This window comes from Lactiplantibacillus sp. C232 (genome assembly GCF_023806725.1).
In the GTDB taxonomy this organism is placed as follows: domain Bacteria; phylum Bacillota; class Bacilli; order Lactobacillales; family Lactobacillaceae; genus Lactiplantibacillus; species Lactiplantibacillus plantarum.
The window spans coordinates 201,777-222,290 of record NZ_JAMSKZ010000002.1 but is presented as its reverse complement, the minus strand read 5'-3'; the positions used below and the strand labels follow the sequence as shown (position 1 = coordinate 222,290).

The following is a 20,514-nucleotide window of genomic DNA, read 5'->3' as shown; positions in this document are numbered from 1 at the left end:
AGCGATATTTTTATATTACTTATAACCAATAATTTCAGGTCTAGTAATTCTCAACAAATTCCCCTAAAATACATTCAACACACTTAGGGGGCTTCAATTATTATGACATCATCACTCACGGTTCGGCGTATCCCGTTACTCGGTGCTTTAATTGCCATGCAACTTATCTTAGGGAGTTTACTGTCAATTCAACTATTGCTAACCAAGATATCCTTCGCGTTTATTATTATTGGTTTAACGGCCCGTTTATTTTCACCACTAGTTACAGCCGGCAGTAGCGCGATTTCCTCCCTACTCGGAATGCTGCTCTTCCCAAAGTTCACCTTTTTTCCTGGTTTTATCCTAACCGCTTTTCTGACTGGGTTAGTCTTTGGATACGCCTTTCAACATCAAACTTCACTGACGCGCGTTCTCGTCGCTAACTTTATCGTCGTCTTTATTCTCAATTTGTTTTTAAACAGCCTCTGGCTTCATCTCATGTACTTAACACCATGGTCAGTTTTGCTAACAACGCGCATGATACAAGAAGTCATAACCTACGTCTGCTACTCAGTTATCTTGATTGCCCTATTTAAGATTCCGATTCTGAACCAGCTCACCGCACGTTTTAAGTGACGGTGGTCATTAATTATTTCGTTAATTAAGTAATGACTGGTGGTACTTAATTTAAAGCTAAGTAAAAAACCAAGGGCCACAGTACATTGCTGTGACCCTTAGTTTTTGTGCAAACAATTGATTGTCATACGACCCCGTCAGACCTACCAACAGTGCCGAACTCGACTTCGTATTAATTTAATGCTGCCACCATTCCGGCCAAAAATTCAGCGGCACCGCCCACGAAAATTTGTTGTGAATGCTTGAAGATTGGCGCTTGTTCATCCGTATTCACAGAAAGAACGTGTTGCGCACCAGCCATGCCAGCCAAGTAATCATCATCACCAGCGACGCCAATGTTGATCAAGACTTCTGGTGCAACCGTCACTGCTGAGGCACCAATTTGTTGCTCAATGCTAAATTGTTCCATAGCCGTTAGCGGCTGGGTAACAGCCAATGCTGCACCAATCCACTTGGCCAATTGTTGGGCTTGAAGCAATACTGCCGGTTCCATCGCGCCTCGACCTAATGCCACGACGCGTTTCGCCGTAGCAATACTGCCGACATTGACTGGCACATCCCTAGTCAAATTCAAGCGTTTTACGACCCGATGTAGGTCGGCCACGACTAGGTGCTCAGGAGCTGTGTGGGGTCCCGTTGTCGGGACATCGGCCACTTCGTCATTCAGGCTCGTCGTGGCAAAAGTCAACGCCAATTGCGTATCCGTGCCAACAATCAACGGTAGTGTCGCCACGTCATTTTGCAAGGCACTTAACGGCGAGTGTTGCGTATAGGCTAGATCACCGATCAATGGCATCAAAATTTTAAACGGCGCCAAGGCATTTTGGCTGGCAAACATTGCCGCCAATTGCGCTGCGTCTGTAAATGGGCGCTCATCATCGGCCTGTTGGGCCGCATTGTAGACACTAGTCTGTAAGGCGGCCGTAATCGCCATTGCTGGCGCCAAGGCAGTTAACGGCGGCTGTTCTGTCAGCGCTAACTGTCGTGCCTGGTCTGTGGCATGTTGCCATATTCCCGCTGTAATCGCCCCGGCAAATAATTGCCCCAAGCTTTGCGCCCGTTGCATCACTCGTTGTCCTTGTCCCAATTGACCGATTTGATCAGCGGCCGTAACCGGGACATCGGTGAGTTGAACATCCGCGATGGTCAATCCGTGTAACCCTAAAGGGGTTATTGGTTGGCTGACCGTGACGCCTGGCTGATCAGCACTAATAACAAAGGCCCCTGTAGCATTCGGTGGTGTCTGTGCGAGAACTAAATACTCAGTTGCCTGTGTAACATTCAATACCGTTTTAACCGCACCGGACAGTTGCCAGCCAGCTGTTACCGGCGTTGCTTTGACGGTACTACTAGCCATGACTTGTTCCGGTAATGCCGCGAGTCCAAAAACACCTGATTGTGCACAATACCGTTGGCGTTGTTGCGGGGTTCCAAACGTTAATATTGCATCCTCAACTTGCCAACTACTGGCAAAACTCATAGCGAGCCCAGCTGAACTTTGCGCCAGCGCTAATGTACTCAAAACCCGTTGGCTCAGGCGGTCATCTGGTAGTGGATCGTCCAAAGCCAATTGCTGGGCAAGCGTTGTCAGTGTCGGTCGATCGACTTTCCCAGTCGACTCCATCTGCATGGCGAGTCCCATCAATTGCTCACGTGCCAGTGCCATCAACCGTTGCCACAATCCCGTCTGTCGTGCCGTTAAATGTAATTCCATTCCGATCCCTCACTTCATCCGTCATCTATTAAGTCTAACTTACCACATTTTTAGCCTGCTAACGAAAAAAGCGAATAAACATTATCACTATTAAACGCTGCCGAATCCACCGGTCGAAAAACAGTCGTCCGGATTAAACATCCGTCGGCTGTCTAAGATACGTATTATTACTGCTGGTCATCTAAATCCGCCGCCATAAACCCATGTTCTAAAATCCCCATGTAGGTTTTTGCGCGACTGACCACCCATTCGATATCGGCCATCGATTCAACTTGATGATTCTCACGCATATAGGTCTGAAATTCCATAAAAATCTGATTGTAAACACCCATAATCAAAGCAATCGTTGCATCACGATCAACATCCGCACGCAGCGTCATTTTATCCAGCACCTGACTGATCATTTCCCGGGAAATAGTCATCGACTTAGTATACAGGATCTTCATTTGTGCCTGTATCTTTACCGGCAAGCGCTCCAGCGCGCCATAGGCGTCAATCAAGACCTTCATTTCATCCGGGTGGTCTTTACCAAACGCCGCCTTGTAACGCGCACTCCGCACCATCAACGTGACTAGGTCATCTGGAACATCAAAAACTTGTTGATTAATGGTGGCAATAATCGTGTCAGTAGCAAGCTGAACAGTGGCCAAATACAAGCGCTGTTTGCTACCGTAATAATGAAATAATAGGCCCTTAGACACCGTTGCCGCGGACGCAATCACATCCGTTTTAGCATCTCGATAGCCACTGACGGCAAAGGTGTGCATGGCCGCGTGCATAATACGCTCGACCTTCGCCGGGTCTTTAGGAACAGGTTGTTTTACTGCCATGTCACGCACTCCTTTCGTTTACTGAGCTAGATCACGCCGCCGATAACTTAGTGCTGCTACTACTAATATTAGCACAGTTAATAATAGGCACCAGCTACTTGTCGTTCCATCTAAGGGCTTGATTGGTACCTTGTTAACAAAGCCAAGGGGCGTTAAACGGCGTGCCCATTTTGGCAAATCAATCAAATTACCAAGATACAATGAGAAGAAGGCGTAAAATACCCAGATCCACGCAGCATACCGCCATTTAGGTCGCCAGCCCGCTAAGGCACTCGTCACCGCTACCATCACTAACATCGCCGGTGCATAGGCCGCAAACACGTGCCAATAGGTCACCCAACTGATGGGCTTGACCATACTCGTCAGGCCCATCAAATACATACCACTTAGACCGGCAAGTAAAACGAGCAGTCCCGTTACGATTGCCCAGCCGGTATAGCTTGCCCACACGTGCCAACGTGATGTGGCCGTCGCATAAACTTGATGTAGATAGCCTTTTTGTTCATCATTGACCAGTTTGAGCATTAACTGTACTGCTGGAACCAGTGCAACGATCACCATGACGATAGCCAACACAGCAATGAAATTTTTGACGATCAAGCGATTCGCTGCTGCTAAAGCTGACGCACCTAGCAGTTGTTTGATCATTGGATTGCTCTTTGCCAGATCGCCAATCGTATTAAAGACGGACGCATACGCGGCACCTAAGATAAAGTTCCCTAGTAGCCATGCAATAATCAGACCATGTGCCTGCCGCCATAATAGGGTCACGGGACCCCGCAATAAACCACTAGCCTGTCGCCGACCGCGCCGTGGTTCGACTAAGCCCGCGCCCAAGTCCCGATAAGCATTAAGAGCTGCAGCCAAACTTGAACAACCAAGACCCAGTAATACATACAGGCCGATTGGTAACCAATCATTGGTTTGATACGCATCTAATTTTTCAATCCAACCAAAGGGGATCCACCAAGTCAGGTCTGGACGGTTAACATCCGTGCCCATTCGTGCAACGTACATGACGCCCAGTAGCAAATAGCTCAGCATCGTCGTACCACTCGCACTAGTCATTACCTGTGCAAGTAACAGCGTCAACATTCCAAAAGCCCAGCCTAAGCCCCCTAAGCCCAGACCAATTAACCAATTACCTGGCGTCGTCGCTCCCGGAAGCTTGGCGACGGTCAGCCCGAGGGCAAAAAGAAAACCAATCAAACCATTTAGCGCCGTTAACTCAGCTGCCCCGGCGAATAGTGGTGCTAACCGACCGACCGCGTGGGCACGCACTAGCTCTAGCAGGCCATCATCTTCATCCCCGCGCGTCGTAACCACGGCCACCATGATATTCATCACAATCATGACGATGGCCATAAAAACCACCATTTCAGTTGCAAACACCTTGGCCGTCGTATATGGCGATTTGGCCGAAAACGCACCAAATAAGGAAATCATCGCGGGCGTTTTAAGCGTTTTGACAATTTCATTCAGTGCCATCTGAGTGCCATAAATACCATCAAACTTCGCGGCGATGGCCGTGAATAGCCCCGTCAACACGACGACCCAAATGAGCAACTTTTTCCAATCTCGTCGTAAGTTGAACCGTATCAGTAATCCGGTACGAGCAAATAGTTGTGTTGCCATCAGCATCACTTCCCCTTCACCGGTTGTTGTTCGGTCGTGTAATAGCGCATGAATAAATCTTCTAACGTTGGTGGGGTCGTTGTTAAGCTGATCAGTTTCCGACTCGCCAAGTACTGCACTACCGGCGTCAACTGGTCAGCATCGACGGCTAGACTGACGTGGTTATCTCCGTGGCGCGCTGTGACCCCGTGAACACCAGCTAGGGTGGTCAAGTCAGTCAAAGGCAGTCGTGTTTGCACATCGACCGTGGTTCGGGTCAAGTGCCGCATCTCAGCTAACGACCCCGTTTCAACAATCTGTCCCTCACGGATAATACCGATGCGATCACACATTTTTTCCACTTCTGACAGAATATGGCTAGATAACAGGACGCTCTTCTCTCGCCGTTTTAAAGCCAATACTTCATTTTGAAACGTCTGCTCATTTAGCGGATCCAGTCCGGACGTTGGTTCGTCAAAAATATATAGATCAGCATCCGTTGAGAGTGCCGCAATCAAGGCCACCTTTTGCCGATTACCTTTAGAATAAGTGCGCGCTTTTTTACGCGGATCCAGTTCGAATTGTTTAATTAGCGCGTCCGTCTTAGCCGTATGCTGACCACCGTTTAGTTTAAGAAACAAGTCAATAATTTCCCCACCACTTAGATTAGGCCATAAATAAACATCGCCTGGCACATAAGCAATTCGCTTATGAATCGCCACACTATCCCGCCAGACATCGCGACCAAAAATCGTCGCCTGCCCACCACTAGCTTTTAAAATTCCAAGTAGTACCCGAATGGTGGTTGATTTACCAGCACCATTCGGACCGATAAAGCCAAAAACTTCCCCCGCGTTGATTTCAAAATTAATATCCTTGAGAGCCTGAAACTTCCCGAAATGCTTTTGCAAGTGACTAATCCTTAATAACGGTTCTTTATCCATATGACTCACTCCCATCCTTCAAATTCGAGCATCTTATTGTTGATGCTGCAATCATAGGCGCCGTTGACTAATAAGTCAATGACTAGCCAGTCAATCAGTTAAAAATTTTATTTTAAACATCTAATCCGCTTGAAACTGGCTTCTGAGGATAGTCAAGTCAACAAAAAAACTGTTTTGGCGATAAACTTTACTCGCTAAAACAGTTTTTTGACATCTGAATTTCTATGGCAGAACCAGAAAGATATATCGTCTTCATTAGCCACTAGAAGATAGTTGGGACTAACCCACCATCCGCCCGCAATGCTTCACCCGAAAAACTGCTAGCAAACGGACTAGCGACAAACACTGCTAACCGACCAATTTCTTCCGGCCGAATCAAACGCTGAATTTGTGATAGTGGTCGATGATTAATCATAAAGTCATGCTCCCACTGATCCTTTGGCAAATCTGAATCAGCATACATATCATCTAACATTTTCTGAACACCTTCTGTTAATGTCGAGCCGGGCATAACCGTGTTAACCGTTACGTGGCTGCCAACTGTTAACTTCGACAGACTCTTCGCTAAAGAAAGGTTCATCGATTTAGTCATCGAATATTGGGGCATTTCCCCCGAAGGCATAACTGCTTCTTCACTCGCAATAAAGATAATGCGTCCAAAATCTTGGGCTAACATTGCAGGTAAATAATGTTTTGCCAACCGATTGCCAGACAACACGTTCACTTTAAAGAAGCGTTCCCAGGTTGCATCGTCAATCTCATCGTAAGCCATTGGCCCAAAGATTCCCATATTGTTGACCAGTACGTCAACCGTTGGAATTTGTTGAAACATTTTGTCAGCTTGCTGCGGATCACTAATATCATACGGTGCCGCCACTGGATGAGTTGTTGGGTATGCCGCTGCGAGTTCATCCACAACCGCTGCCACCGTATCTGCGCGGCGACCATTAATGACCACATCCGCGCCTTCCTTGGCAAATGCTACCGCAATTGCCCGTCCGATTCCCTTAGTCGAACCAGTGACCAAGACCCGTTTTCCTGCCAATCCCATTTCCATGCTCAAAGTTCCTCCGTTCTAATTTAAATTGCCTGTTAATTTTAGCTAGTTCGATCAATAAACACAAATAATCGGTCCTCACGGGTATTAATCTAACTCGTTTATTTCCCGGGTAATAATCGCAAAAAAAGCACACCAGTCTCCTGGCATGCTAATTATGTACGCATCTTAATCCGCGCTTGATTTCGCATATTCTTCTAACACTGGCATAACGTAGCGTTGTTCTGCTTGCTTACGTGCCATGATGGCATCATCCATATCAGCAAACTGCTGATTCAAAACTAAGCGGCCCCGATACATTAACCGTGCGACCCACTTCTGTGAGCACCGATCAAAGGAAACACCAATGACCCCGCTCCGATTCCGGCTATTCGGTTTCAATCGATCGACCGAAGTTCCCTGATAAAGCGGTAAGTTATCACTACGTCCCATATTTTTACGGGTTTGCGGATTTTCAAAAATATTCTTTCGACTAACATCTGCCCGTAAACAGCCGCAGCTCTTCGTAATCCCTTTCCGTAACCGATAACTATCGACAACTACTTGTCGTCCACATGAACACTGACACAACCACCGTGCATTACCATTCGGCGCACTTTCAGCCCGTTCGATAACGGTCAAACGGCTGAAAGTCTCACCAGTTAAATCCTTAAGTCGCATCAAAATCACCTCACTAAGCTTTCTGTGTAATCAGCTCAATTGTCTTCAACACAATCGAGCTTGTACTATTTAAGTTAACCCGATTATATGAAATATTTGTGACGAATAAAAAAACTTTTATAGTAAAATTCGCACAATATCCATTAATTTCCAGCTGATTAACTAACACTCAACCTATTCCAGCTTTGTCTTTTATTTAGAATACTACTATTATGATTATATGTCACTTTTTATCATTTATATTATCATCAGACCGGTAAACACAAAAAAAACGTTAGTCTCAGAATAGTCTAACGTTTTATATGTTAATTGTACAAACAATTATTGCCAATCACACAAACCAGCCCAGTGGCGCGAGCCCTAACCAGCTCAGAACGTTGACGTTAGTGTCAGTCGCAATGAACGGTCGTAAAGTCTGTTTGATTTCTGCCGCGTTGGCTAGCGTTTGTAGATCATACCAATACTGGCCCTTTTTACTATGACCAACTAAGGTCCACCGACCTAACGACTTTAATGCCGGTTCCTCGGTGTCAAGATCAGCAGTCAATGCGCTCACAAAAACGTGCATCGTCGGCATCCAGGCCCCGTCGTACTGTTCAGTGTCACGCCGTAACTGGCTGATTTGATTCTGCAAACGATGTGCCGTCCGATACAGTCCTAATACCGCGAGAAGTCCTACTAATAGCATTAGCATCCAGACGCCTATTAAATCTGTATCACCCCGATGAAGGATCAGTATCAAAAACAATCCCCATACCACAACCCCTGCATAAAGACTGAGGTTGATCGTATTCATCGCCCGATCACGTAACTGCAAAGCTACTTGCAAACGAACCTTAGGATCAGTTGGCGCCATTGTCGTTTGCTGTAATGCTGGTTGGTCGCTGCCGGTATACACAATCTGAACATCTGGTTGCTGTACTTGCACTTGGGCAAGAACTTGAAACGCGCTGTTACTGTTGCTCATGTCAGCCGCGACTGCTTGTGGCACATACTCACTAAAGACCCGATAAATCGTCGGCACTTTTTTAAACTGATACCAATTTCCATGAATGGCCATCAATAAATAGCGTCGCTGCGCTTGCGCATTCAGCCATGCCAACTCCTGTTCAGAACCTTTGATCAAAAATCGATGCCGCCACATACCTACCACTTCCATTTTAAAAGTTTAAACAAATCCAATTGGTGCCAATCCCAACCAACTTACAATCGATACAGAAACGCTATCTCCCACAATTGGCTGTAGCGATTGCTTGATTTCCGTGGCACTTGCCAGCGTCTTCAAGTCGTACCAGTACATCCCGTGATGATCTTGACCGACGTAAGCCCACGCCCCTAGACCTGCCACTTTTTCTGTATCCAGCTCGGTGGACATGTTTTTCAAGAAAACGTGCATCGTTGGCCGCCAAGCATCATCATATTGTTGCGTAATGACTCGCAGCGTATTCGCCTGTTTATGCAGCCGACTTGCTTGCCATGCAGGATAGAAGGTAAATAGCAACCATGCTAGCATTCCCCAACTGGCCACGTTATCACTCACATTCAGGCTAATCACGATCACGGCCAGTATCAGACCAACCACTAACCTAATATTCATAACATTTAACAAGTGTCCCCGTTGCGCCAGTGCAATTTTCAACTGCAACGGTGCGTCCTGACGATCCACTCGCGCCCCCTGCAACTCAGTCTGAGCCGTGCCCGTATAAATCACCTGTACGGCTGGTTTCGTCAATTGTAGCCGTGCTAACAATTTGAACGGTGTGTGCTGGTCGTCGATTTCAGTTGCAACATTACCGCTCACATATTCACTAAAGACTTGATACCGCGTCGCCGTTTTTTGAAATTGATACCAGTTCCCCCTGATACGCCGCAGTAATTGCCCGCGTTGTGCCTGCTGATTGAGCCACCGTAATTCCTGCTCTGAGCCTTTGACCGCCATTTGATAACGCCACATATACTCACTTCCCCGTTAAATTAACCCGTTACAATCCCGCCTGCTCACAAATCTGATTCAATAATTGCAGTCGTTTTCGTTCAGCCGCCAAAACCGATTCACCACTCCCCGTGATTTCATAGGTATGCACGTCATTTTCGTCGACTCGTTCCGTCATTAAATAATCCTTCGTCATGGCATGCAAATTCGTAAATAAGGTTCCTAATCCTAGCTGTAGTTGATTATTGGTCATTTCAGCGATCTTTGCCGGAATCGCTTCACTGGTAATCGGCTGGCGAACACTGACTAACACTAAGAACGCTGCTTCCGTCATTGGTTCATACTTATCAATTAATCGTTGATAAAAGTTAGCTGGCATATTTTCATCCCCCTTAATCAGATTATTGAAGCGCTTTCTTTTTCAATCAATTTAATTATGGGCCACCGTTTTCTTGAATGCAACTCCCCAGAATAATTCCCACAAAAAATCGGTAGCCACTGATTAACGCGGTTACCGATTGCTTTAATGAATTTGAACATCCGCTACGACCGTACTTGTCTCATATGGGAAATGTGATTCGGAGACTTCAAAGGGTTGACCATCATCCATGTAACTAATCTGATTAATTACCAACACGGGATCATTCAGAGTCGCGCCCATTGCGGCAACGTCATCAGCCGTCACTCGGGCTGCCGAGATAATACGGTGTGAACCCGCGATTTTCTTGCCACTATGTTGCTCTAAATAACCGTAGACCGAGCCTTCGAGGACTTGCTTCGTCAACGTCACGATACTCGTTGGCATAATCGTATGCTCATACGCCCACACCTTGCCATCAACGTAGCGGGTCCGCCGAATAACGTACACCGGATCCATCTCATCGATTAACAACTGTTCCGCTTCCCGCTTAGTAGGCAAGCGAGCTTGTAATTCCAACACTTTACTCGTCACCTTTTTACCGGCATTCGTTTGCGTTGTTCCCAGTGGCTTGTCTACCAGCGTTTCTTGGCGCCGTTCAGTCAAGCCAAAGTCCTTGCGAACAAAGGTCCCCGCGCCACGCTTGGAGTAAACCATCCCTTCAATAATCAGTAATTGAATGGCTTTGTGAATCGTAATTCGTGTCGTATCAAAAGTTTCAGCTAATTTATTCTGGTCAGGCATCAATTCGCCCGGCGTATATTTACCGGATTTAATGTCTTGTCGCAGACTATCCGCAATCGTTTCATACTTATAAGCCAAACTACTCACATCCCCTTCATCATTTGGTCTTGTCAACTAGTTTACCCCTTTTAGTAGCTAATTGAAATCATTTGTATATACTTTTATTGGCTTTGTTTAATTAACGACCAATCCAACTAATCATCAGCATCCGTCACTGACCGTATAGCCGAATGAATCAGCGCATTTAACCACCATTTAATCAGCTGTTCCCGATTTTCCGTTCAATCTCGATGTAACCGGCTACATCCGTTCGGTTTTACTTGCACCCCCACAGACTTTGGCGTATGCTTTAATAGTTAAATTCAGATTAGAAAAAGCTGTGACAAGATGAGTAAGCTAATTCTCGTGCTTAGAGAGTCGTATTTTTGGTGCAAAACGATGACGTGGTTAGTTGAAGATGGTCTTGAAGAAGCTACTGGGGCCCATCTCAGTCGGAGCGATCCGTTACGATCATGATAAGTCCCTGTGGGAAAATCTTGGTGGTAACACGCAAACGCGTCCTAGAAAGCATTCGCTTTTAGGCGCGTTTTTTTATGACCATAACTGATCTGAAATTAACGCCTGTCCGCTTTTATTAATGGTTATTAGAACTTATTCATTCTCAATACTTAAGGAGTGTTACACCATGCAAAACAAGCAATCCAATTCAATTCGTACTGTCGTGGCTACCGGGATCGGCGCCGCCGTTATTTTTGTTCTCATGAAATTTGTCGCCATTCCAACGGGTGTGCCGAATACCCAGGTTAACGTCGCGATGGGGTTTTTAGCCTTACTAGGTGCCATCTTTGGTCCCGTTGCAGCTGGTTTAGCCGTGTTCATCGGTCACGCCTTAAACGACTTCGTAACTTATGGTTCGCCTTGGTGGACCTGGGTCATCGTTGATGGTCTGATTGGGGTTGCCTTCGGACTAGCTAAAAATCGGCTCAAGATTGAAAATGGCGTACTAGGAACGGCAAAATTAGTCTGGTTTAACATTTACCAAATCATCGTCAACTTTATTGGTTGGGTGCTTTTAGCACCAACTGGTGATATTATTATTTATCATGAACCGGCCAACAAAGTTTACCTTCAAGGTGTCATTACTTGGATCGCCGATTCCATCTCAGTTGCCATCATTGGGACCATCCTACTAGTCTTGTACGCCCGGACGCGGACCCAACGTGGGAGCTTAACAAAGGAACGTTAATAACATGAGCGCACCCATCATTAGCTTTAAAAATTTCTCTTTTCAATATAATAGCCAAACGGAACCAACTTTACGTGATATTAATCTAGATATTTATCCCGGTGAAAAAGTGTTGATTGCTGGACCTTCTGGCTCCGGTAAATCTACATTAGGCCGGTGTTTGAACGGCTTGATTCCGCAATCCTATCCAGGAACAGTGACGGGCCAAGCAAGGATTGCTGGTCAAACCATTACTGAGAGCTCCATTTTTGCATTATCCCAAGACGTCGGTACGGTACTGCAAGATCCTGATAGTCAGTTCGTCGGTTTGACTGTCGTCGAAGATATGGCTTTCTCATTGGAAAATGATCAGCAGACCCAACCGGCCATGCGACAAGCAACTGAACAGTGGGCCCAAACTTTAGACCTCCAGGACTTATTGACTCACCGCCCGCAGGAATTATCTGGTGGGCAAAAGCAACGGGTCGCCATGGCTGGTGTTCTGATCGACAATAGTAAAATCCTATTATTTGATGAACCGCTAGCGAGTCTTGATCCGGCATCGGGTAAAGCCTCGATGGCACTCATTGATCAGCTGACTCATACGCAGGACCTGACCGTCATCATTATTGAGCACCGCATTGAGGACGTGTTACAGCAACCAATCGACCGGCTGATTGTCATGCAAGACGGCGCGATCGTCGCTAACGACCGGCCGGAAACGATTTTGCGGCAATCACTCATGACTCAACTCGGGCTACGCGAACCATTATACCTTTCAGCGCTCAAACTAGCCGGTGTTGATCTAGCAACTTGCCAACACTTGGATAACCTCCAAGCCTTACAAGTACCCGACCTCACCGCGACGTTGCAAAACTGGACCGCCGGCGTACAACTACAGTCGCCCACCGTTCATGACCAACCGTTACTCGCAATTGAGCACCTGACATTCGGGTACGATCCCGCCAAACCAATCATCAACGATATCACCGTCACGCTTCATCAGGGTGAAATGATTAGTCTAGTGGGTCAAAACGGGACTGGTAAGTCAACATTGAGCAATCTGATTACTGGGTTTTTGATGCCACAGTCCGGCAAAGTGCGATTTAACGGTCATTCCCTAGCTGACCAATCAGTCAAAGAACGTGCCGATCAAATTGGTTATATCCTTCAGGACCCCAATCAAATGATCTCTAAAACGATGATTTTTGATGAAGTTGCTGCCGGTTTGGTCCTCCGAGGTGTCGCTGACGATGAAGTAAAGCGCCGTGTCCAGGCCGTTCTGAAGGTCTGTGGTCTCTATGAGTTTCGCCACTGGCCTATTTCTGCGCTCAGTTTCGGTCAAAAGAAACGGGTCACGATTGCGGCCATCCTCGTATTAGAACCGGCCATGCTAATTCTTGATGAGCCTACTGCGGGCCAAGACTTGCAACACTATACTGAAATGATGACCTTCTTAACTAAGATCAATCAGGAACAACACATGACGATTATGTTGATCACGCATGATATGCACCTAATGCTAGAATACACGGATCGCACGATTGTGTTGGGCCACGGCAACATTTTGATGGATGCTCGCCCAGCCGATGTGTTGACCAACGCATCCATTATTCAGCAAGCTTCCTTAGCCAAGACAAGTTTATACACCCTGGCAGAAGCGCACCATTTAAACCCGACAGAATTCGTCGCAAAATTTGTTCAGGCTGAACGGGAGGCGCGCTAAGATGCAACATGAATTATTGATCGGGTACAACGACCGTCATACTTTTTTAAACCGACTTAGCGGTAGCACTAAACTACTCTGCTTTGTTGGCTTATCAGTTATCGGGATGATGACTTACGACACGCGTTACTTAATCGGGGTGATGATTTTTTCACTGATTCTATTCCGCTTTTCAAAAATTCATTACCGCGATATCGCGTTCGTGCTTAACGTTATTATTGGTTTTTCCGTTTTAAACTTAGTGATGGTGTACGTCTTTGCGCCTCATTACGGCGTCTCGATTTATGGTACCGAACACTTACTACTGGGATCTGCTGATCACTACTTTAACTTGACAGCCGAACAACTTTTTTATGAATTTAATTTGTTATTAAAGTACACGTTTGCCGTGCCACTCGCCCTGATTTTTCTCATGACGACTAATCCCAGCGAATTTGCTGCGAGTCTCAATAAGATTGGAATTTCTTATCGTATCAGCTATTCCGTAGCGATTGCACTACGTTACATTCCAGACGTTCAAGCTGATTACCGTACTATCAGTCTGGCACAACAGGCTCGGGGGTTTGAAATGTCGAAAAAAGCGCATTTTATGACCCGTATTCGTGGCGGCATTCAAATTCTGCTTCCATTGATTTTTTCAAGCTTAGATCGAATCGAAACCATTAGTCAGGCGATGGAATTGCGGCGCTTCGGTAAGGGAAAACATCGCACATGGTACATGGCCCAACGCTTTAAACGTAACGACTATCTGGCGTTAACGTTAGTTGCTCTGCTGATCATCCTCGGCATCGCCCTCTTTAAGGTCAACGGTGGCCGTTTCTGGAATCCGTTTAAGGCATAACGTTGCATCATAATTTTCCAAAAAACTTCGTCGACCATGCTTATCGATGAAGTTTTTTGTTTGCATCTACCTATCAAGCCTCACCTGACTTAACAACAGCAACAATCCCCTTATTCCACACGCACCATCCTGTTATGCCAAGATTAACTAAAACCAGCGACTTTAAAATTGAAAAAACAAATTTCAACCGCTAAACTGAAACTAGATCTTACAAAAAGTAAGCAAAACTAGCTTGAAAGGATGTTTTATTGTGACTAGTTTTAACGAACCACTCAAATTCAAATCTGGCGTTACACTACGCAACCGCCTAATGATGTCGCCCATGACGACGACTCAAAGCTTTTACAATGGTAGTATCACCCATGACGAAATCGACTACTACACACAACGAGCTACTGGCTTAGGTGCCGTGATTACGGGTGCTGCCAACGTCGAAGATCTCGGTAAGGGTTGGCATGGCGAGCTTAGTATCGCACATGACACGATGCTGCCCGGTCTAAGTGCACTTGCTCATGGCATTCAAAGTCAAGGTGCCAAAGCTATCGTTCAAATCTTCCACGCCGGTCGAATGACGCATCGAGCCGTCTTAAATGGCGAACAGATTGTCTCTGCCAGTGCCGTTGCGGCCCTTCGTGACGATGCGGAGACCCCACGCGCAATGTCGATTGACGAGATCCACGCAACGATTGCGGCATTCGGTGAAGCAACTCGGCGCGCGATTCAAGCCGGCTTTGATGGGATTGAATTACACGGTGCCAATACCTATTTGATCCAACAGTTCTTCTCACCACATAGTAATCGCCGCACCGATGAATACGGTGGTCGCACGCCACAAGAACGGTTCCGCTTTATTGATGAATTATTAAAGGCCGTCTTTGCAGCTGTTGACCAATATGCGGACCGGCCCTTCATCGTTGGCTATCGTTTCTCACCAGAAGAATTCAAAGAACCAGGTATTCGGCTTGAAGATACCCTTTGGTTACTCTCACAACTACGGGAAAGTCGATTAGATTACGTTCATGTCTCACTCAACAACTATGACCGTGTTTCACGAGACCCGCAGTATCAAGATAAATCCATCATGACCTACGTGCACGAAGCGTTACAAGGTAAATTGCCACTAGTTGGTGTTGGTGGCGTCCGGACCCGCGACGATGTCAAGACTGTGTTACAAACTGCCGAACTAGTCGCAGTAGGCCAACAATTACTTTATGATCCAACTTGGGCCGTCAAACTCGCTAAAAACGCTGACAACACCATGGTTACGGCACCATTTGAAGAAGCCGTTGAGGTCACACCACTTAGCCGGCCGCTGTATGAATTTGCAGCCTCGCGCTATCACAGCGTCATTAATAGTTAACCTGTCAGCCGAATTAAAAACGTCCACTGAAAAAATCAGTGGGCGTTTTTATGTTTCACGTGAAACATTTAGACTTTCAATAACCAATTCAGTTGTTGTAACGCACGCTGATGGTCACCTTGATATTGACGCGCAATATAGTAATAGGCTAACGTTTCATGGGCCGTTGCTTGCCGGTCGACGGGCAATTGATACTGTTGGTCAAAGACCTGTTCAAATGCTTCTAATGTCGGCGCAGCTGGCTGTTCACGCAAACAAAACTGTCGTAATTCCGATCTAGTCATCCGGTCACGGGCAATCGGTTGGCGGTCTTCATGCGCAGCCAAACGTTGCTGTAGTGCTGCTTGCATACCGGCATCCGCATTGTCCGCAAGCCACTGTTGAGTTTGTGGCATTGTCGTTTGCATGGCTAATTGTTCAAACCAAGCCAGCGACAATGATTGGCCCCACCGGGTCGTCAATAAGTGCTCCCAATCCGCACGTTGGGTCGCCTGCTGATGATACTGCCAGCCCCAACAACTATTGAAGACATCGTCATAAAAACGCGTCGTTTGTTGTTCATCTAGCTGTTGAGTCACCTGATTAAGTGCGGCAACGAACTGATGATCAAGCATGGCTAGGCGCCGAACTTGAATCTTCCCAGTCTGTCGATATTCAGTCACCATTTGCCCGAATTGATAAGAGTTCACCAAAGGGCGTTCGGTCGCTGGTGGCGTGATTTTTTCAAACTGTTGCTTCGCCATCGGTCGTTCCGGACGCATCACAATAATGGCCGCCAGCTGCTGTAAATAACATTGATAGGCGTGACTCTGGCGCAAGGTTTGCTCGGCCTTCACAGCACTTTGCTGCGCTTGTGCCTGGCGTTGTTGTTGATTAGTCACAATTGCTTGACGGGCCGCCCGCTCAGCCGCTTCAATCACCGTTTGTTCATCATGGACTAACCGCTGATAGGTTTGTTCAGCGGGCTTTAGTTCCTGTAATGGTAGCTGCTTGGTACGACGTTTTAGGTACGTCGTGACGGTTTGCGTCGTTGTTTGTCGCAACTTGCGCGCTTGGGGCGCTTGCTCAGCCGGTAATTGTGGTAGCCACGGCTGAGCAAACATGATCGTTGGCACTGTTGGTACAGCGGTAGTCAGCGTCTGATACTGGGCCACCGCATAAAAGTTATCTTCTGTTGTAATCACCATCAAGTAACGCGTTTCGGCGTTCATGAACTTTTTGACGCATTCAGAACCGACAATCAACTCACGATGATTATGCTTGTTTTGAACATGGTACTCATAACGAACCGGCTTATGACACAATTCGCAATGATGCCATGCTTGTCGGCTTTCATTCGGGTTAACAACGTACGGCAGACTCGCCAAAAGTTGCCACTCATGACTACAGTCGGTCAACCACTGTGCATGATCTTGTAAAATCAAGTTACGGACAGTCGGTTTCAAGAAATCACTGTCAGCCTTTACCGTTACGTGTGCGCGTAATAACGCACTAATTTGTTGGAGCGTGGTCCGCCGTCGAGCTCGTTCACTTAACAGAAAGAAACGATTTTCAGCGGGGGTTATTAAAGTTGTTGCTGCCGGCAATGCCGCCCACCCCTTTCAGTAAAAATACCGTTCTAGCATACCATAACTTTCCCATTCAGTGCGAACGTTAGTTCTAAAATCTCGGTCACTCTCATTAACCCAACGGTTACTCCCACCGCGGTTCGTTTGTTATCAAGCCTTTATTGATTGCATTCAAATTCACCCACTTTTTGATAATTTTATTGATATTACGATTGTTGCAAAGCAGTCAAGGTGCTAAACTATCTTCGAATCAAAAAAGATTCACTTTAAGGGGGATTTTGAAATGAAAAAATTAACATCAGTCGTTGCAACACTTGCTTTGGCATTACCATTGGCTGCCAGCCCGTTTGCCATGACCACCACGGCTAATGCCGCCACGGTAACCCCAAAAGCCACTACCCATGCACTCACTAAAGCGACCCACTTCCCCGCCATCACAATGCACGCGAAGGCCGCCACGACTTTGAATACAATTCACTTTGCCGCCGATCGGGCAATCGCCTTTGTTAGCCCGGCCAAAGCAAAACTCAGCACTAAAAAGACTTACACGGTAACTAAGACGATTACTTTAGCAACCGGCAAACATACGTCGGCCACATATTACCTCATTAGTGAACACGGTAAGGCCCTCGGCTGGGCTAAAGCCACCACGATGATTAAAGGGAACGCCCCGACCGCTAAATTAAAAGCGACCAAGAAAACCCCGAAGACTAAGTTGACAATTACTAAGAAGACCACCAAGCAGGCTGGACCTAAAGCCACCAGTGCTAAGAAAGCAACGCCTAAAATCAAAGCCTCTAAAAAGGTAATCAAATTGACAAAGCAGACGACCACCAAGGCAAAATCAACGAAGCTAACGATCAAGCACCCTAAGGCAAGTATCAAACCAACTAAAAAGGTAACGACTCTCGCCACTAAAAAAACGTTAGCCCAACCAACGAAAACTAAGAAGATGGCACCACAATTAATCAAAAAGACCGCCAAGCAAAACGCTAAAAAGGCACCCAAACTTGCAACCAAAAAGCATCTCACGGTCAAAACCACTACTAAACACACACCGTCTAAATTAACACCTAAAGCAGCTGCTAAAATTTGATCAACCACTAAATTGCTTAGCAACCTGATCCTGTTAATGACGGCGTCTCAACGAGCCGTTACTACTGATCGTGATGCACACTAAAACGCTCCCTATGAAAGTCATCTTTCATGGGGAGCGTTTTTACATCATGCCATCATCAGCATTAACCACTGACAGGCCAGCATTTAATTAATCAAACATCTTCTTAGTTGCCTTGAGCAAGGTCTTTGGATCCTTATCGTACCGTGGTGTCTTGACCAAGTTATCCATTGGGACCCCAGCAAAGTGATAAGCGGCAATCTCACCAGAGCGGACCGCACTCTGTTCCGTGAAGATCATCTGGTATGGTTGTTCCGCAAATTCACCCGTAAAGGCTAGGTTCGTTGAGTGCTTTGGTAAGACTTCTGGCCGATCAGACTTAGCCCGGTTATTAAAGAGTGCGGAAGCATATGGCATGTATACCGGAATATTGTTCACGATACTGTCCAAAATTTCCTTTTCCTTGTCCTTAATATTGCCTGGACCCGGATCTACTTTGGAAAGTTGACCAATTAATTCTTGAGCCATTTCCTTACCCGTCATCTTGATATACGGCTTGTTAACAAACTCACCTTGACGCCGTGGATACAAGAAGTAGCCCCACAGAACTGTTTCGTTTGGTTGCTGTGTCGTAAAGTGTGGTTGGTGGTGCACCACGATCGACATATTAACATCCTTTTGGTTCAACGGCGTAATTGGCGTAGTTGATAAGAAGGAGTTCAACGCATTCCCGGGTTCCTGGGTGGTGATCCGAACGATTTCATTTAAGAATAAATGATTCTTAGTCGTCAACGTGAAGCTGACCCATTCGCTAGCATTCCGATCGTTGAAGAACTTATCTGGCGTCCCTAAGTTATAGAACCGCTCAGTAGCCTTCTTCCACAAACTAGCACTAACACCATAATCCATATTTTCAGGAGCAGGCGTGTTGTAATCACCCATCGTTGCAGAATCGGTAATTGAACCGTTAGTGAAGATCACCGCTGTGTCCTCATCAACTTCAACTTCTTCCGTTTCGCCAGTCTGCGCATCCTCAATGACTAAGCCAGTCACCGTAATTTCGTCTTGCATTGGCGTGTCTTTAAATTGCCAATCCTTAACAATCTTATTATCAATGAAAGTCACACCTTGCCCTTGCAAGTACTTAATTAATGGCAAAATCATGCTTTCGAATTGATTGTAACGCGTCCGGTTGACACCAACTAAGTGTTCAATTTGTGTAAATTCATAAATCATTTGATGCATGTAACGCCGCAGTTCTTGAGCAGAGCTTTGCGTTCTAAAGGCAAAGGTTGTTTCCCACATATACCAGAAATTCGTTTGGAACATATGCGGATCATCCTTGAAGTACTCAGCAATCGAAACGTTGTCGAGCTTCGTTTCTTCACTATCTGGCATCATGATCAACTTAGTCAGCAAAGTCCGATCCTTATTATTGAATCCTAACTTACCAGCATTAATAATGCCTTTACCACCCTGCATCAAGCGGGCAATATCATACGTCCGATGTTTCGCATCAAAATCACGCGTATCTTCGGCCGCCGTCATCCCCGGTTCAGTTACCGATGGAATCCGGTCCAATAAATCCATTAAGTCAACGTACGTCCGGTAATTCAGCATCCGACCACCCCGGGCAACATACCCAGTCGTGTTAGCCATCGGATGATTCTTATTCCAATACTCATTGGTAAAATCAGTCGTGGCACCACCATCATTCGCACCGTGCATATCAACACCATAGAATGTGATGTCCTTACCATCCCAATGACCATCTTGAATCAAGTAGACCGCCGCAGCCATATTTGATAGCCCGGCACCAATCATAATTGCTTTACTTTTAACCATAAATAACGCCCCCAAAATAGGTAATTAGGTTCTGATAACGCTTACAAGTACATTATACAACTTGGATAGTGATTGTCTAGTTTGAACTGAACTTTTTTGTTTTCTTGCCGCTTTCTTAATATTTGCGCTAGTCAACCAATTTCTGCCCATAGCGTAACACCATTTGATGACTTTTCTCCAATTAAACACATTGCCTTTAACAAATATTACATTTTTTCAAGCGGCTCATTCCCACCACAAGTTCTGCCATTTATGTATGCAAAAAGCGAGCCTTGACAAATGCAGACGGCTCGCTTTTTATTT

Annotated in this window: 19 protein-coding genes; 7 read left to right on the top strand and 12 right to left on the bottom strand. The window is 46.1% G+C overall.

What is annotated here, in order from left to right:
- Window positions 1-102 precede the first annotated feature (102 nt).
- Window positions 103-615: a folate family ECF transporter S component gene (locus MZO41_RS03360; RefSeq protein WP_003641760.1), complete on the top strand. Its 513-nt coding sequence runs from the start codon at window positions 103-105 to the stop codon at window positions 613-615.
- Window positions 616-787: 172 nt separating this feature from the next.
- On the opposite strand, the gene MZO41_RS03355 is transcribed toward MZO41_RS03360, so the two are convergent.
- The 10 genes from MZO41_RS03355 to MZO41_RS03310 form a co-directional block, all read right to left on the bottom strand.
- On the bottom strand, window positions 788-2,329 hold the full coding sequence (locus MZO41_RS03355) for an FAD-binding protein (RefSeq protein ID WP_003641759.1): 1,542 nt from the start codon (window positions 2,327-2,329) through the stop codon (window positions 788-790).
- A 167-nt stretch (window positions 2,330-2,496) separates the two neighbouring features.
- Window positions 2,497-3,159: a TetR/AcrR family transcriptional regulator gene (locus tag MZO41_RS03350; protein WP_003641758.1), complete on the bottom strand. Its 663-nt coding sequence runs from the start codon at window positions 3,157-3,159 to the stop codon at window positions 2,497-2,499.
- Window positions 3,160-3,177: 18 nt separating this feature from the next.
- The gene (locus MZO41_RS03345; protein ID WP_011100908.1) at window positions 3,178-4,794 is read right to left on the bottom strand and encodes an ABC transporter permease; all 1,617 of its coding nucleotides are present in this window, start codon (window positions 4,792-4,794) and stop codon (window positions 3,178-3,180) included.
- A 5-nt stretch (window positions 4,795-4,799) separates the two neighbouring features.
- On the bottom strand, window positions 4,800-5,717 hold the full coding sequence (locus tag MZO41_RS03340) for an ABC transporter ATP-binding protein (RefSeq protein WP_011100907.1): 918 nt from the start codon (window positions 5,715-5,717) through the stop codon (window positions 4,800-4,802).
- Window positions 5,718-5,979: 262 nt separating this feature from the next.
- Window positions 5,980-6,774, bottom strand: a complete 795-nt coding sequence (locus tag MZO41_RS03335) for an SDR family NAD(P)-dependent oxidoreductase (RefSeq protein ID WP_003641755.1) — start codon at window positions 6,772-6,774, stop codon at window positions 5,980-5,982.
- A gap of 168 nt (window positions 6,775-6,942) precedes the next feature.
- Window positions 6,943-7,434 carry a hypothetical protein gene (locus MZO41_RS03330; RefSeq protein ID WP_003641754.1) on the bottom strand — a complete coding sequence of 164 codons (492 nt, stop codon included), beginning with the start codon at window positions 7,432-7,434 and terminating at the stop codon, window positions 6,943-6,945.
- Window positions 7,435-7,765: 331 nt separating this feature from the next.
- Window positions 7,766-8,593 carry a hypothetical protein gene (locus MZO41_RS03325; protein ID WP_003641752.1) on the bottom strand — a complete coding sequence of 276 codons (828 nt, stop codon included), beginning with the start codon at window positions 8,591-8,593 and terminating at the stop codon, window positions 7,766-7,768.
- Between the two features lie 9 nt (window positions 8,594-8,602).
- Window positions 8,603-9,388, bottom strand: coding sequence for a hypothetical protein (locus MZO41_RS03320; protein ID WP_003641751.1), 786 nt, complete (start codon window positions 9,386-9,388; stop codon window positions 8,603-8,605).
- A gap of 28 nt (window positions 9,389-9,416) precedes the next feature.
- Window positions 9,417-9,746, bottom strand: a complete 330-nt coding sequence (locus MZO41_RS03315) for a helix-turn-helix transcriptional regulator (protein ID WP_003641750.1) — start codon at window positions 9,744-9,746, stop codon at window positions 9,417-9,419.
- Window positions 9,747-9,890: 144 nt separating this feature from the next.
- Window positions 9,891-10,643, bottom strand: a complete 753-nt coding sequence (locus MZO41_RS03310; RefSeq protein WP_003641749.1) for a GntR family transcriptional regulator — start codon at window positions 10,641-10,643, stop codon at window positions 9,891-9,893.
- A gap of 273 nt (window positions 10,644-10,916) precedes the next feature.
- Between MZO41_RS03310 and MZO41_RS16760 the strand changes: the two genes are divergently transcribed.
- The 5 genes from MZO41_RS16760 (at window position 10,917) to MZO41_RS03290 (ending at window position 15,681) form a co-directional block, all read left to right on the top strand.
- The gene (locus MZO41_RS16760; RefSeq protein WP_022638079.1) at window positions 10,917-11,045 is read left to right on the top strand and encodes a hypothetical protein; all 129 of its coding nucleotides are present in this window, start codon (window positions 10,917-10,919) and stop codon (window positions 11,043-11,045) included.
- Window positions 11,046-11,214: 169 nt separating this feature from the next.
- Window positions 11,215-11,775, top strand: coding sequence for an ECF-type riboflavin transporter substrate-binding protein (locus MZO41_RS03305; protein ID WP_003641748.1), 561 nt, complete (start codon window positions 11,215-11,217; stop codon window positions 11,773-11,775).
- 4 nt (window positions 11,776-11,779) lie between these two features.
- On the top strand, window positions 11,780-13,480 hold the full coding sequence (locus tag MZO41_RS03300) for an ABC transporter ATP-binding protein (RefSeq protein WP_003641747.1): 1,701 nt from the start codon (window positions 11,780-11,782) through the stop codon (window positions 13,478-13,480).
- A gap of 1 nt (window position 13,481) precedes the next feature.
- Window positions 13,482-14,321, top strand: a complete 840-nt coding sequence (locus tag MZO41_RS03295) for an energy-coupling factor transporter transmembrane component T family protein (protein WP_003641746.1) — start codon at window positions 13,482-13,484, stop codon at window positions 14,319-14,321.
- Between the two features lie 250 nt (window positions 14,322-14,571).
- A complete protein-coding gene (locus MZO41_RS03290; protein WP_252129642.1) occupies window positions 14,572-15,681 on the top strand; it encodes an NADH-dependent flavin oxidoreductase in 1,110 nt (369 codons plus the stop codon).
- Between the two features lie 68 nt (window positions 15,682-15,749).
- Here MZO41_RS03290 and MZO41_RS03285 read toward each other — a convergent pair whose 3' ends face one another.
- The gene (locus MZO41_RS03285; RefSeq protein WP_003641744.1) at window positions 15,750-17,267 is read right to left on the bottom strand and encodes a hypothetical protein; all 1,518 of its coding nucleotides are present in this window, start codon (window positions 17,265-17,267) and stop codon (window positions 15,750-15,752) included.
- 265 nt (window positions 17,268-17,532) lie between these two features.
- Here MZO41_RS03285 and MZO41_RS03280 point away from each other — a divergent pair, with 265 nt between their 5' ends.
- Complete coding sequence (locus tag MZO41_RS03280) at window positions 17,533-18,345, top strand: hypothetical protein (RefSeq protein WP_003641743.1); 813 nt, start codon at window positions 17,533-17,535, stop codon at window positions 18,343-18,345.
- A 171-nt stretch (window positions 18,346-18,516) separates the two neighbouring features.
- Here the strand turns inward: MZO41_RS03280 and MZO41_RS03275 are convergent, their stop codons facing one another.
- Entirely contained in the window at window positions 18,517-20,211 is a 1,695-nt protein-coding gene (locus MZO41_RS03275) for an oleate hydratase (protein WP_003641742.1), read from the bottom strand.
- Window positions 20,212-20,514 lie beyond the last annotated feature (303 nt).

Excerpts from the sequence above, each read along its gene's own strand:
- MZO41_RS03335 (WP_003641755.1), bottom strand. The coding sequence starts at position 6,774 with ATGGAAATGGGATTGGCAGGAAAACGGGTCTTGGTCACTGGTTCGACT.
- MZO41_RS03355 (WP_003641759.1), bottom strand. The coding sequence starts at position 2,329 with ATGGAATTACATTTAACGGCACGACAGACGGGATTGTGGCAACGGTTG.
- MZO41_RS16760 (WP_022638079.1), top strand. The coding sequence starts at position 10,917 with ATGAGTAAGCTAATTCTCGTGCTTAGAGAGTCGTATTTTTGGTGCAAA.
- MZO41_RS03305 (WP_003641748.1), top strand. The coding sequence starts at position 11,215 with ATGCAAAACAAGCAATCCAATTCAATTCGTACTGTCGTGGCTACCGGG.
- MZO41_RS03275 (WP_003641742.1), bottom strand. The coding sequence starts at position 20,211 with ATGGTTAAAAGTAAAGCAATTATGATTGGTGCCGGGCTATCAAATATG.
- MZO41_RS03350 (WP_003641758.1), bottom strand. The coding sequence starts at position 3,159 with ATGGCAGTAAAACAACCTGTTCCTAAAGACCCGGCGAAGGTCGAGCGT.
- MZO41_RS03340 (WP_011100907.1), bottom strand. The coding sequence starts at position 5,717 with ATGGATAAAGAACCGTTATTAAGGATTAGTCACTTGCAAAAGCATTTC.
- MZO41_RS03345 (WP_011100908.1), bottom strand. The coding sequence starts at position 4,794 with ATGGCAACACAACTATTTGCTCGTACCGGATTACTGATACGGTTCAAC.
- MZO41_RS03295 (WP_003641746.1), top strand. The coding sequence starts at position 13,482 with ATGCAACATGAATTATTGATCGGGTACAACGACCGTCATACTTTTTTA.
- MZO41_RS03300 (WP_003641747.1), top strand. The coding sequence starts at position 11,780 with ATGAGCGCACCCATCATTAGCTTTAAAAATTTCTCTTTTCAATATAAT.
- MZO41_RS03330 (WP_003641754.1), bottom strand. The coding sequence starts at position 7,434 with ATGCGACTTAAGGATTTAACTGGTGAGACTTTCAGCCGTTTGACCGTT.
- MZO41_RS03320 (WP_003641751.1), bottom strand. The coding sequence starts at position 9,388 with ATGTGGCGTTATCAAATGGCGGTCAAAGGCTCAGAGCAGGAATTACGG.
- MZO41_RS03360 (WP_003641760.1), top strand. The coding sequence starts at position 103 with ATGACATCATCACTCACGGTTCGGCGTATCCCGTTACTCGGTGCTTTA.
- MZO41_RS03325 (WP_003641752.1), bottom strand. The coding sequence starts at position 8,593 with ATGGAAGTGGTAGGTATGTGGCGGCATCGATTTTTGATCAAAGGTTCT.
- MZO41_RS03280 (WP_003641743.1), top strand. The coding sequence starts at position 17,533 with ATGAAAAAATTAACATCAGTCGTTGCAACACTTGCTTTGGCATTACCA.
- MZO41_RS03315 (WP_003641750.1), bottom strand. The coding sequence starts at position 9,746 with ATGCCAGCTAACTTTTATCAACGATTAATTGATAAGTATGAACCAATG.